Genomic DNA, 12,399 nt, shown 5'->3' on the forward strand with positions numbered 1-12,399 from the left:
AACTTATGACAGCCCCGGCGAACGGGCTGCACCAGCGGCGCGCAACGGGAGAACAAAAAGAGTGCAATAAGGCAATGTGCAGAGGAAAACCGGGGCGGCGAAACTCACCGCCCCGGAAGGACTATGTGGAATCAGTCGTTGATGCGTTTCAAACCGACCGGCGTAATGCAGTAGGTCTGTTGCTTGCCCTTCTCCGCCAACCGCACGTGCTGCATCTCGTTGACGATCGCCAGACGGTTGTCCGGCTCTTCATGCCGCAGATGGATCACCTCGCCGCCATAGCCCGACAGCGGCAGCACCCAGGTTTTGGCCGGTTGATTCTGGCTGCCGATGATGTCGTAGCTGAGCAAGGTACTACCGTCCGCATCCGTCACGCTGAGGAAGGCGTAGCTGTCGGCAAAGTAGTGGTGAGCAATCCCCGCCGCCAACGTGACGGTCACGGTTTTCTTCACCAGATCGACGGCACAGGTCAGAAACTGGCGATCGCCGATCCCTTTGGCAGCCACGGTAAACGCATTGCCGACGTTGGCGCCCGGCGGCGTATTGTCGGCAGGCAGGCAATCCCGATAGGTCGCCAACAGTGACTCGCGCTGCGGCTCGGTGAAGGCGCCGATCGCCAGATAAATATCGTCCTTGAACGACGACGGCGCATAATAGGCCGGCAACAGGCGGCGCAAACGCTGCGCAGCCTGTTCCAGACGCGTCAGCAGCGCTTGTTCAGGATCGCCGGACAGCGCCGGGTTTTTCAGCCCGCTTTTTTCGATACGCAGCACGTTGGTTTTGTTTTTGTTATCGATAACTCCGGTCGCCGCCGGATTCAGGCGCACCCGGCTCGGCTCCACATGGTAAATTTCGATATCATCACCCTCGGCAAACGGCAGCTCGTCATGACTTAAGGTAGCCTGAGTGCCCTGAATCTCCTTGCTGAAGCGCACCGCGCCCTGTCGATCGCGCAGCGTCACCCGGGCATAGGTTTCACCCGGGAAGTAGGCGTGCGGCGTGGTGCTGGTCACGTCAACCACCACCGCCCCTTTGGCGCGATCGACGACCACGGTGGCGAAGACCGCATCGCTCAGGCCCAACAGATTGATCTCCTGTGAAACGATCGGCGAAGCCGCTTTACGCACGAAGCGAAGCGTCGCCACGTTTTTCCCCTGCTTCACCGTCAGGTAACCCGCCGTTGGCCGGTATTTGCGATCTTTGCCGGTCGGCAATCGCAGGGTGTACACGCCGATCGGCAACGCAGCCAGGGTCAGGGTCGGCGCGTCGATACGGACCTTGTGGGCATAGCGCGCCCCTTCCATCAGGATCAAATCCTCACCGTAGATCTGCGCAAAATCATCGATATCCAGACTCAGGGTGACATCGCCTTTCAGGCCGCTCGCCTTGAGCTGATAAGAATCGACCAGGCGCAGGGAGGAATCCAGCTTCAGCTGCGCCTGCACCGCCGGCAAACTCTGCGCATCCACCAGTTGATACAGCGGATATACCGCCTTGGCGTGGCTGAACGCGTTGAGATCGCGCTGCGTTTGCGTGATCACGCCACCGGTCAACTCGACGAACGGCGTCACGTCGATCTGCTCGCCAGCCGCGGCGAAGCTTGCCGACAGCAGATCCAGCAAGGCATGTTCTGACGGCACGAAGCCCGGCGTATTGCAGCTTTGGCGATACTGCTGATTAAAGTGCGTGAAGGCGTTCTTGCCAGCCTTGTCGACCATCAGCATCGCGAAGAACAGCTTGGAGCGCAGATCCCACTGGTTGAGCGGCGTGCCTTGAGCGATCAGATCGACGATTTTCTTCTCGACGCCGGCCGCGTTGCCGTAGTTATACAGCCACCCCTCCCGGTACTTGCGTTCCCCCAGCATCACGTCCTGATAGCAAGCGGCATAAATATTGTTCCACATCTCACCGGTGGAGAAATATTTATCGCCCATAAAGTGCCCCTGATAGCCGTGCGCGATCTCATGCAGGCTGCCCCAGTTGCTGTCTTGCGGTGTCAGCCAGAAGCTGCTGACCGAGTCGCTGGTTTCCGCCGTCCAACGGCCACCGTAATACGCGGCGCCGGCGCCGTGTTTATCGGCCTTCATAAAATAGCGGTTGTGAATATTGCGATCGGATTCGTGTTCAGCCTCGAACGAGACGCCGGTAAGCGCATTGTAGAAAGTGAAAATGCGGTCGTAGTAAGCGATCAGCCCGTCGATGTTTTTCGCTTCACCCAGCGACTTCAGCGCCGGTTTACTGATTTTCGGCACCAGCAACACGGCGTATTCCGCATCGATCAGGGCAAACTCGGCATCCCGATCGTCCCAACGGGCAAAGAATGCGGCTTCGTTTTCGCCACGGCGATAAACCGGCAGCGCTTTCGCCGTGTCCGGATAGTCGAACTCCAGTACCGGTTCGCCCTGCCCGTACGGCGTATCGATAAAGGGTACCGAGACGGCATTGACCTGGGCCTCGACCCAGCTCGCGCCGACGCTGAATTCAGCCTCCGTTTTGCTGTCGTCATTCAGCAAGCGCAGCGTTAGCTTGCCGGTAAACGCCGCGTTGGTCTGCCGCACGCGCAGCACCTGCCCGGCGGCGAGAATGATGCCCAGGTGCTGGCGATCGTGGTCGATGCCCTTGCTCATGCCTGCCGCATCCAGCCAGACCGGCCGGGTCAATGTGTAGAGTGATTGGGTTTTCGTGATGGTTGGCATCCTGCTTTCCTCATGGTTGGGGGATTGAATTGACCATGAAAAAGTAACCGGATAGGCGGCGCGCCCTCCATCGATGACGGATGGCTGAGGGCCTGTACAACAACGGCAGGCGGGAGAGAGATAATAAAAAAGGCGCAACCTTGTGATTGCGCCTGATGCTCGGTGAACGCTGCGCGTTACTCGCCGCGAACGCGCTGCGCCAGCCCTTTGAGGAAGTAGCGCAGCATCTGATCGCCGCATGGGCGGTAGTTCTTGGTGCCCTCTTTGCGGAACAGCGCGCTCAGTTCCGGCTTGGAGATGCGGAAATCCACCGCGGTGAAGATCTGGTGCATATCGGTGTCTTTCAGCTCGAACGCCACGCGCAGCTTTTTCAGCACCAGGTTATTGGTGATCGGCAGTTCTACCGCCGGCGCCGGGAACTTGTCGTCCTTGCCGCGTTTGAAGAACACCAGGCCGTTGAGGAAGTGCGCCATCACTTCGTCCGGGCACTTCTCGTAGCCCGGCTCGCCTTCTTTGATCACGTAAGCGTCCATCGCCGACACCGCCACCTCGAAATCGTCCAGTTTGATAATCTCGACCATTTTGGCGTTGTTAATGCTCAGCATATAGCGCACGCTGCGCAGCACGTCGTTGTTCATCATGGGATTGCATTGCCTTTACTTGTCTAACGGGGACGTGCGCATTGTAAAAAAATGCCCCATACCCAAAATAGTTGGAGTTGCATCGCGGCGGCAAATTTGTAAGCCCCCGGAGCATAGTTAACTATGTGACCGGGGCGCGCAAATGCAGCCAACAAAGAGGCAGCTCCAAGTATGACGGGTATGGCCGCACACCTTGAATGTGCGGCAGTATAGGGATCGGCAAGGGGTTTCTCAATCGATTTGGCTTTTTTGCTGATACAGCGGGATATCTTCGCCGATGATGTACTTGTTGCGCAGCAGCGAAGAGACCTTATCCATGATCATCACCACCACCACCAGGATCAGGGTGATGAACATCACCACGTCCCAGTTCCACAGCCGCATGTTCTCCGCATACACCAGGCCGATGCCGCCGGCGCCGACGAAGCCCAGCACCGCCGCAGAGCGGGTGTTGGATTCGATCTGGTACAGGCTGAGCGCCAGGAAGGTGGGGAACGATTGGGTGAAGATGCCGTAGCGGTGCTTCTGCAACCCGTTGGCGCCCACCGCCGTCAGGCCGCGGCTCGGGGACTTGTCCACTGCCTCGTGCCCTTCCGCATACAGTTTGCCCAGCAGCCCGACGTCCTGCATCACGATAGCCAACACCCCGGCCAGCGGCCCCATGCCGACGGCGCGCACGAAGATCAGCCCCCAGATAGCCATGTCGATGCCGCGCAGCACGTCGAGCAAGCGGCGTACCAGCACCGAAATCGGCCGCAGCAGCGGCGTCGACATCACGTTGCGCGCGGCGAAGAACGACAACGGCAGCGCGATCAGCGACGCGGTGATCGTCCCGGCGAACACGATGGCGATGGTGATGCCAATCTGCTGAAAGTAGTACATGAACGGCCAGTTGACGAAGTCATGCCAGACGAACATGCGCAGAAAATAGCGCCCCAGCTGCTGGCAGCCGTTGATAAATTGCGGCCAGCTAATGCCGAAGACCAGGAAGAAGAACACGTAGTACAGCACGATCGCCAGCGCGATCAGGCCGACGGTGCGCAGGTAACGCCCCTGCTGCGCGAAGATCGCCGGATGCTGCTGTTTTAGCTGGCGCAGCGTTTCCGCCGACGCCGGAGTGCCCGCTGTCATTTTGCCCCCTCCACCACGCGCTTGCGCAGTTCGCCCGACACATAGTCGAGCACGGAAACCACCACGATGATCAGCAGCAGCGTCATGCTGACCTGATCGTAGCGGTCGAGTTTAATGTTGGTCATCAGCTCCTGGCCGATGCCACCCGCCCCCACCAGTCCCAAAATGGTCGACTGGCGGAAGTTGATCTCCAGCCGCATGAAGCTGTAGGAGAGAAACACCGGTTTCACCTGCGGCCACAGGCCGAAGCGCATGCGCTGCAGCGGCGTCGCGCCGCAGGCCGCCAGCCCGCGCACCGGCTTGTTGGAGGCGGTTTCGATCGATTCGTAGAACAGTTTGGTCAGGCTGCCGATGGTGTGCAGCGCCAGCGCCAGGAAGCCGGGAATGGCGCCGATGCCGAACGCCATCACGAACATCACCGCCCACGCCAGTTCCGGCATGGTGCGCAGAAACGCCACCAGCGTGCGGATCGCCAGCCGCACCGAGGCCGGAGTGTAGGTGTTGCCGGCCGCCAGGAACGCCAGTACGGTCGCCACCAGCACCGAGAAAATGGTCGCCGCCAGTGCCAGCTGCAGGGTCTCCCAGATCAGCGGCAGCTGAATGTTCAGGCGGTAACCCCAATAGGCTAGCGAGCCTTCGGTGCGCCCGTCGGCGAACAGCAGGTGCCAGTGCAGCGTCGGAATGGTTTCGGCCAGGTAGTCGAAGAAGTGCGGAATAGACACCCAGACAGTGTGCAGGTTGAACTCGGCGAGGTTGCCGGCGCCCAGGTACAACACCACCAGCCCGAGCGACCACAACAGCGCTTCGCGCTTTTGCTTGCTGCGGATCCGTTGGTAATAGTGTGCGAAATCGGTATTCAAAACAGGTCTTCCATCTTTATGGAACAAGGGGTTCAGCACGCTGAACCCCTTCATTCGGACGGCCGAGGCAGCCGGGAATTAACGGTCGCCTTTGGTCAGCTCGCGCTTCATATCGATGATGTTCTGGTATTCCGCCAGGGTGGTGTCGCCGATGTGCTGCTTGCCGCCCATCGCTTTGATAAAGCACTGGTGATCGTCTTTATCCAGCTTCTTGATGGCGGTGACCACTTTGGCCTTGAAGTCGGCCGGCAGCGAGTTGCTCACCAGGATCGGGCCGTTCGGGATCAGCGGCGACTGCCAGATGATGCGGATCTGTTTCATCAGGTCCGGGTGATCCATGCGGATCATGCGGGTGAACGCGCCGCTGGTGTAGCCGGTGTTGTAATCGCCGATCATCGACGCCCAGGTTACCGCACCTTCGAACTGGCCGTTCAGCACGCCGAGGATGTCCTGCTCGTGGCCGCCGGAGAAGGTGACGCTGGAGAAGGTGTTGTTGTATTTGTTGTCGACCGTGCCGCCGAACAGCTTTTTAAACGCCTGGTTCGGGATCAGGAAGCCGGAGGTGGAGTCCGGATCGGCGAAGCCGATGGCCTTGCCCTTCAGGTCTTCCAGCTTCTGGTACGGGCTACCGGCCTTCACCACCACGACCGAGTGGTAGCCGCGCGACTGGTCGACGTCGTCGACCGCGATGCCGACGATGTCCACCGCTTTCGGATCCTTGATATAGACCGAAGCGAACGAGGACGGCGACATGCTCAGCACCAGATCAATCTTGCCGCCCAGCAGGCCCTGGATCACGCCGGAATAGTCGGACGAGTTGCGCAGCTTGGTATCGACGTTCAGCTCTTTATCCAGGAACTGCTTCACGCACTGGTTATCGCCGATCTGCTGGGTGGCGTTCTGGCCGCCGAGAATGCCCAGGTTCAGCTCTTTCGGCGCATCCGCTGCGGCAGCATTAAAGACCATCATCGCGCCGGCCATCAGGGTGGTCAGACTCAATACTTTTTTCATTAGGTGTGCCTTGTGTGTAAAGGGTAAAGGTCAAAAGTGCTTCAATGGATCTGATTGGCTTCTTCGCCATACAGCTGGTGCAGGATCCGTTCGTTCAGTTGCGAAGGATGCCCGTCAAACACGATCTTCCCGTGGGCGATGCCGATCACCCGCGAGCAATACTCTTTCACCAGTTCGACCGAGTGCAGGTTCACCATCACCGCGATGCCGTCTTCGCTGATTTTCTGCAGCGCGTCCATGATGCGGCGGGTGTTTTTCGGATCGAGCGACGCCACCGGCTCATCGGCCAGCAGGATTTGCGGGTTTTGCATCAGCGCACGGCAGATGGCGACGCGCTGCATCTGGCCGCCGGAGAGGTGCTCGGCGCGCTGCAGCGCATGCGGCAGCATGTTGAGCCACTGCAACAGCTCGATGGCGCGAGCGCGGTCGGCGTCATCGAACAGTTTGAAGAAGGATTTCAGGGTAGACGTGTGGCTCAGACGACCCAGCAGCACGTTGGTCATCACATCCAGCCGCGGCACCAGGCAGAAGTCCTGGAAGATCATGCCGCAGCGCGCGCGCCACTGGCGCATCTGGCGGCCGGCAAGCTGGGCGATATCCTGCGCCACGCCATCGTCTTCGAAGTGCAGCATCTCGCCGCAGCTGGAAGGGATGGTGCCGTTCAGGGTGTGCAGCAGCGTGGACTTGCCCGCGCCGGAACGGCCGATCACCGCCACGAACTCGCCGGCGTGCAGATCGAAGTTGATGTCATCCAGCACGCGCTGCTGCGCTTTGTAGGCCTTGCCGAGTCCCTTTACCGATAACACTTTGCGGGATGCGGCGGCGTGCTGCCCTGGGAAGTCGTGCTGTGCCAATTTTAACAGTGCCTGAGCCATATGATTTCTCTGGTTTCAGTGGCTAATCATTATGGGCACCTATTAACGAATAAGTTTATGACAGTGGGATGATGGTTTTATGGCCGGGGCGTGACGCGTGACGCCCCGGCGTGCGCATCATTCCAGGCTAAAGAAGTCCAGCCCCAGCGCCGCCTTGACCTGCTGCAGCGTCTGCTGGCTGACCTGATGCGCGCGGCGGGTGCCGTGCTGCAGGATGCGCGTCAGCTCGCCTTTATCGGCGATGAATTCGGCGCGGCGGGTGCGGATCGGCTCGAGCAGGCTTTGCAGGCAATCCTCCAGCAGCCGTTTGATTTTCACGTCCCCCAACCCGCCGCAGCGGTAATGCGCCTTCAGATCCGCCACCAGCGCGGCGTCTTCGCAGAAGGCGTCCAGGTAGGTGAACACCATGTTGCCCTCCACCCGGCCGGGATCGCTGACGTTGAGATGGCCGGGATCGGTGAACATGCTCATCACCGCCTTGTGCACCTCGTCGGCGCCGGCGCCAAGCGGGATGGCGTTGCCGCGCGATTTCGACATCTTGCCCTGCCCGTCCAGCCCCGGCAGACGCCCGACGTTGCTCAACAGCGGCTGGCACTCCGTTAATATCGGTTGGCCGACGATGTGGTTGAAGCGCCGCACGATCTCGTTGGTTTGCTCCAGCATCGGCAGCTGATCCTCGCCAACCGGCACGTGGGTGGCGCCGAAGGCGGTGATGTCCGCCGCCTGGCTGACAGGATAGATCAAAAAGCCGGCCGGCAGGCTGCGGGCGAAATCCTTCTCGGCGATTTCGTTTTTCACCGTCGGGTTGCGTTCCAGCCGCGCCACGCTGACCAGATTGAGGTAGTACATCGTCAGCTCGGCCAACGCCGGCAGCGCCGACTGCAGGCAAATGGTGGTCTTGTGCGGATCGATGCCCACCGCCAGATAATCGGCCACCACGTTGAGCACGTTGGCGCTGATTTTTTGCGGATTGTTGCCGTTATCGGTCAGGCCCTGCAGATCCGCCACCATCACCGTTTGGTTATGCTGGTGCTGCAGTTCCACGCGCTGGCGCAGCGAGCCGACGAAGTGGCCTAAATGCAGTGGGCCGGTGGCGCGATCGCCGGTAAGAATGGTGTAGCTCATGACAGTGCTCCTGAAGGTCTGTAGACCGCCGGATCAACGCCACAAAGAATAATGCCGCCAAACCGGCGGCATTAAAAAGAGATGTGAATACTCGTGCCGCCTCAGAAGAGGCGCCACCATGACTGATTGTGGGTGGAGTGCATTGATATATTCATGGCATCAAGGTATACCCGCTGCGGCAGCGCGTCAATAACCCGCCGCCGATGCGTAAGACGACGTTACATTCCGGCATTTGCGTTCCTGGCCCGGCGCGCTAGGGTAAAACCTTCAACCTGAAAAAGGAGCGCATGATGAAGATCGGATTTGCCGGACTGGGTGGGATGGGCAGCGCCATGGCGGCCAACCTGTTGCAGGCGGGCTTCGCCTTAACGGTATGGAACCGCTCGCCGCAGGCGGCGCAGCCGCTGGTGAGCGCCGGCGCGCGGCAGGCCGAGCGGCCGGAACAGTTGGCCGATGCCGACGTGCTGATCACCATGCTGGCTGACGATGCCGCCACGCAACAGGTGGTGGTGGACAGCGGATTGCTGCAACAGATGAAACCGGGCGCGCTGCATATCAATATGGCGACCATCTCGGTCGAACTCGCCAAACGCCTGACGGCGCTGCATGAGGAACACGGCATCGGCTATCTCGCCGCGCCGGTGCTGGGCCGGGTCGACGTGGCCGCCGCCGGCAAGCTGAATATTCTGGCGGCCGGCGATAGCGAGCGGCTGAAGCAAGCGCAGCCGCTGTTCGATGCCCTCGGCCAGAAAACCTGGCACTTCGGCGCCGATCCGGCGCAGGCCAACGTGGTCAAGATCGCCACCAACTTTACCTTGGCCAGCGCCATTGAAGCGATGGCGGAAGGCAGCGCGCTGGTGCGCAACTACGGCGTGTCCGGCGCCGACTACCTGCAGATGCTGAGCAGCACCGTCTTCGCTGCCCCGGCCTATCAGGGCTATGGCGCGCTGATCGCCGCCGAGAAGTATTCACCCGCCGGATTCCGGCTGGCGCTGGGGCTGAAGGACGTCGGGCTGGCGCTGGCCGCCGGCGCCGACAGCCATACGCCGATGCCGTTCGCCGGGGTGCTGAAAGACAACTTCCTCGACGCGATGGCGCAGGGGGATGCGGATCTGGATTGGGCGGCGCTGGCCAAGGTGGCGGCGCGGCGGGCGGGCCTGAAATAACGAACGGAGGCCGAGGCCCCCGTTTTTCCGTAATCAGAACACGATGTCCACCGCAGGCACGGCGCGGATCGACACGCCGAAGCTGTCGATATTCGACAGCGTCTCGTTATGGTGGGTGCGGATCAGCAGGCCGTCGGCATAGGATTTGTCGTGGCAGGTATGAGCATCCGCCGCCAGCGTCACCGGATAACCGCGCGCCGCCGCGCTACGCACCGTGGTATCGATGCAAAACGGCGTGGAGTAGCCGCACACCACCAGCTGCGAAACGCCGTTGGCGATCAGCAATGCGCCCAGCGAGGTGCGCAGGAAGGAGTCCGGCGTGGTTTTCTCCACCCGGTGGTCGCCCGGCGCCACCGTCAACGCCGCAAGCACTTGCCAGGCGGCGCTGCCGTGCGGCAGTTCGTCGTCCGGCGTGTGGTGCTGAATCACGACAACCGGCGCGCCGGCCCGACGGGCGCGCTCGCTCAGCAGATTGATGCGCGCAACGGTGCCCGTGGCATCCGCCGGCGGCGGCGTAAACAACCCTTCCTGCACATCGATAATCAACAGCGCGGCGGTCATGGCAGCTCCTGAAGAGTCAATCGCATCAGCACACCGGCTGGCGCGGGCGGAAAATATGGTCGACGCCCTGCTCGCGCAGCCGGTTCACCAGATCGTGCCCGCCGTTCGGCGTGGCGTGCGCCAGTTGGCGTTCGGCGGTAAACACCGGGCTGGCCCAGAACAGGTTCACCGGGTCGCCGTACTGCTGCGGCAAAGCCAGGTGCGCGTTATATGGGTAGAAGGACGACGATAAAATATAGCCCTCGTAGCCCAGCGGCGCCACGTCCGACTCCAACGTATGCCCTTCGCCGATCCAGGTTAGCCGCGCCCAAGGCGCGTGCGCGAAACCGGCCAGCGCGCTGGCCATCTGCACCGCGTTGTCTTCGGTCATGTATTGACTGTCGATGGCGATCGCCATCTCCATGCGGCGATAGCGCGAAGCCTCGTCGTTGAACAGGATCTCCACCCACGGCATCGGCCGGATGCTGACCCCCATGGTGAGAAAGTAATAAATGCCGTCGCGCTCGTGCTGGGTGATGGCCATCGGCGGCCACTTGCCCTGATCGATGGCGTAGTATTTTACCGAGGGGCCGAAATGCTGCTCATAGCGCGCCTGAAAATCGCGCTGCATCTTCGGCCACGGATTGCCCTCTTCACGCTGCCAGCTGCGCCAGAATTGGCGGGTGCTCTCCGCCTGCGCATATTGCGTGTTGGTCGAGGCCGAACCGAGCGGATAGGCCAACGGGCTCTCCTTGATGCAGCTGGCGGAATAGCACACCGAATGGTCGATATACAGGCTCCAGCCGGGGATCACCGCCAGCAGTTGGCCGTAATACCACAGGGCTGCGCCGTCGTCGCTTTCGCTCCACACCACCATCAACCCTTCCGGGTTCAGCGGCGCTTCCCCTTCCAGGTTGCGGCAAAACTCCGCCGCCAACATCGGCGGCTGCCCTTGCTCCAGCGCGGCGCGATCTTCCTGCAGCGGCGCGGCGGCCAGATTGCGCAGCCAGCAGGCACGCACCTGATAGCGATCGCTGTAGGCTTCGGCGGGATAGATGTAAAAATAGGCTGCCCGGTGATCTTGCTGAACCACCGCGACCAGCGTCTGGTTCTCATTGCTGACTTCAGCAAGTACGTATGATTCGTTCATATCACCTCAATAGGGTCAGGGCGCGGCAGAATCGGCTGCGCGCCAAAAATGGAATGTGGCTTTGCCCCCAAGTGTAAAACGCATTACTGGCCGGATCACCCGTAAAAGTCTCAAAAGCGGCCGTAAACGAAGATAAACAAAGACTAATTATAGCGGCTGTGGCTTATGACGGCTGAGTAATGCGCCGCACCGCGCGCTGATAGGAGCCGTTGCGCATCGACGCGCCCAGCACCTTGCCGAGGCCTGCGGCGCCCGTTCGCACCAGCCGCCGCCGCAGCGCGCCCGGCTGAAAACCGAACTGCCGCTGCGCCCAATCGGGCAACAGATCGATGCCCGCCTGCATCACCACCCTGCCGAGCGGGCGCGCCAATGCGCTCGGCGCCGGCGCCTTCAGCAGAATGCGTGCCACCTCTTGAGTCCGTTCGTCGCACACCAACTGCGGCCGCATCGTCTGCAGGTACTCTTCGACCTCCGCGCAGGACTGGGGGATGGCGGTCGCCCCCAACGCAGCGGCTATCCGCGCCGCTTCGCGATAGTATTGATCCTGTAAATCGCGGGAAAGATGGGGATTGCGGTAGCGCAGGTGGCTGGCCAGAAAACGGCTGCTCTCCGCCACGTGAACCCAGGTGAGCAGCGCTGGATCGCTGGCGGCATAAGGCGTGCCGTCGCTGCCGACGCCGGTCACCCGCAGATGGATGGCTTTGACTTTGGCGATCAGCCGCTCCGCCTCGGCGGTCGGGCCAAAGGTGGTGACCGACACGAACTGGCTGGTGCGGCGCAGGCGGCCAATCATATCTTCGCGGAAGTTGGAGTGATCCCACACCCCGGCCAGCGCCAGCGGGTGCAGCATTTGCAGCAGCAAGGCGCTGACGCCGCCGCACAGCATCGGGGTGAAATCGCGGTGTACCTGCCAGATGACCGACTGCGGGCCGAACAACCCCGGATCGCCCGGCGGGTTCTCGAAGTCGACGCCGCCGAGCGCCAGCCCGGTCAGGCTGAGCACCTGTTTTTCTATCGCTGCGCGTACCGCTTCCATCCTGTCGCCCTCTTGCTGGTTCAGCGGCCAGTGTATCATGCGGCGAACGCCTCATTGCGCCATGGGCGGTTGAAAGCATTAACTTGCTGAATTACAGTTGTTATACCGCTTGCAAGAAGGCGGGCCTATTCGATCCACTGCAGAGGCGCTTTGCAGGGCGTTAACCCA

General features: G+C 61.2%; 11 protein-coding genes. 1 reads left to right on the forward strand and 10 read right to left on the reverse strand.

All coding sequences use genetic code 11. The features are described 5' to 3' along the window. Positions 1-131: 131 nt before the first annotated feature. From AC6BYQ_RS06035 to trpS, 7 genes are all read right to left on the reverse strand, one after another. Positions 132-2,696: a putative mucin/carbohydrate-binding domain-containing protein gene (locus AC6BYQ_RS06035; protein ID WP_498056503.1), complete on the reverse strand. Its 2,565-nt coding sequence runs from the start codon at positions 2,694-2,696 to the stop codon at positions 132-134. 176 nt (positions 2,697-2,872) lie between these two features. Then, complete coding sequence (locus AC6BYQ_RS06040; protein WP_004939471.1) at positions 2,873-3,337, reverse strand: YehS family protein; 465 nt, start codon at positions 3,335-3,337, stop codon at positions 2,873-2,875. Positions 3,338-3,568: 231 nt separating this feature from the next. Continuing rightward, positions 3,569-4,468, reverse strand: coding sequence for a phosphonate ABC transporter, permease protein PhnE (phnE, locus tag AC6BYQ_RS06045; protein WP_019454694.1), 900 nt, complete (start codon positions 4,466-4,468; stop codon positions 3,569-3,571). Continuing rightward, positions 4,465-5,328, reverse strand: a complete 864-nt coding sequence (gene phnE, locus AC6BYQ_RS06050; RefSeq protein ID WP_019454695.1) for a phosphonate ABC transporter, permease protein PhnE — start codon at positions 5,326-5,328, stop codon at positions 4,465-4,467. The genes phnE (AC6BYQ_RS06045) and phnE (AC6BYQ_RS06050) overlap by 4 nt, the downstream gene beginning before the upstream one ends. Before the next feature lie 78 nt (positions 5,329-5,406). Then, positions 5,407-6,339 carry a phosphonate ABC transporter substrate-binding protein gene (gene phnD / locus AC6BYQ_RS06055; RefSeq protein WP_019454696.1) on the reverse strand — a complete coding sequence of 311 codons (933 nt, stop codon included), beginning with the start codon at positions 6,337-6,339 and terminating at the stop codon, positions 5,407-5,409. A 41-nt stretch (positions 6,340-6,380) separates the two neighbouring features. Further along, positions 6,381-7,214, reverse strand: coding sequence for a phosphonate ABC transporter ATP-binding protein (phnC, locus tag AC6BYQ_RS06060; protein WP_019454697.1), 834 nt, complete (start codon positions 7,212-7,214; stop codon positions 6,381-6,383). 117 nt (positions 7,215-7,331) lie between these two features. Next, positions 7,332-8,339, reverse strand: a complete 1,008-nt coding sequence (gene trpS, locus AC6BYQ_RS06065) for a tryptophan--tRNA ligase (RefSeq protein ID WP_498056504.1) — start codon at positions 8,337-8,339, stop codon at positions 7,332-7,334. Positions 8,340-8,629: 290 nt separating this feature from the next. Between trpS and AC6BYQ_RS06070 the strand changes: the two genes are divergently transcribed. Continuing rightward, a complete protein-coding gene (locus AC6BYQ_RS06070; protein WP_498056600.1) occupies positions 8,630-9,505 on the forward strand; it encodes an NAD(P)-dependent oxidoreductase in 876 nt (291 codons plus the stop codon). A gap of 33 nt (positions 9,506-9,538) precedes the next feature. On the opposite strand, the gene AC6BYQ_RS06075 is transcribed toward AC6BYQ_RS06070, so the two are convergent. From AC6BYQ_RS06075 to AC6BYQ_RS06085, 3 genes are all read right to left on the reverse strand, one after another. Then, positions 9,539-10,066, reverse strand: coding sequence for a cysteine hydrolase family protein (locus tag AC6BYQ_RS06075; protein ID WP_498056505.1), 528 nt, complete (start codon positions 10,064-10,066; stop codon positions 9,539-9,541). A 25-nt stretch (positions 10,067-10,091) separates the two neighbouring features. Further along, on the reverse strand, positions 10,092-11,195 hold the full coding sequence (locus tag AC6BYQ_RS06080) for a suppressor of fused domain protein (RefSeq protein WP_063918981.1): 1,104 nt from the start codon (positions 11,193-11,195) through the stop codon (positions 10,092-10,094). Positions 11,196-11,358: 163 nt separating this feature from the next. Beyond that, positions 11,359-12,231: an oxygenase MpaB family protein gene (locus AC6BYQ_RS06085; protein WP_025160004.1), complete on the reverse strand. Its 873-nt coding sequence runs from the start codon at positions 12,229-12,231 to the stop codon at positions 11,359-11,361. Positions 12,232-12,399 lie beyond the last annotated feature (168 nt).

It is taken from the genome of Serratia sp. LTN-2 (assembly GCF_059740205.1).

Coding starts and splice junctions, on each gene's coding strand:
- AC6BYQ_RS06035 (WP_498056503.1), bottom strand. CDS start 2,696: ATGCCAACCATCACGAAAACCCAATCACTCTACACATTGACCCGGCCG.
- AC6BYQ_RS06040 (WP_004939471.1), bottom strand. CDS start 3,337: ATGATGAACAACGACGTGCTGCGCAGCGTGCGCTATATGCTGAGCATT.
- phnE (WP_019454694.1), bottom strand. CDS start 4,468: ATGACAGCGGGCACTCCGGCGTCGGCGGAAACGCTGCGCCAGCTAAAA.
- phnD (WP_019454696.1), bottom strand. CDS start 6,339: ATGAAAAAAGTATTGAGTCTGACCACCCTGATGGCCGGCGCGATGATG.
- phnC (WP_019454697.1), bottom strand. CDS start 7,214: ATGGCTCAGGCACTGTTAAAATTGGCACAGCACGACTTCCCAGGGCAG.
- trpS (WP_498056504.1), bottom strand. CDS start 8,339: ATGAGCTACACCATTCTTACCGGCGATCGCGCCACCGGCCCACTGCAT.
- AC6BYQ_RS06070 (WP_498056600.1), top strand. CDS start 8,630: ATGAAGATCGGATTTGCCGGACTGGGTGGGATGGGCAGCGCCATGGCG.
- AC6BYQ_RS06075 (WP_498056505.1), bottom strand. CDS start 10,066: ATGACCGCCGCGCTGTTGATTATCGATGTGCAGGAAGGGTTGTTTACG.
- AC6BYQ_RS06080 (WP_063918981.1), bottom strand. CDS start 11,195: ATGAACGAATCATACGTACTTGCTGAAGTCAGCAATGAGAACCAGACG.
- AC6BYQ_RS06085 (WP_025160004.1), bottom strand. CDS start 12,231: ATGGAAGCGGTACGCGCAGCGATAGAAAAACAGGTGCTCAGCCTGACC.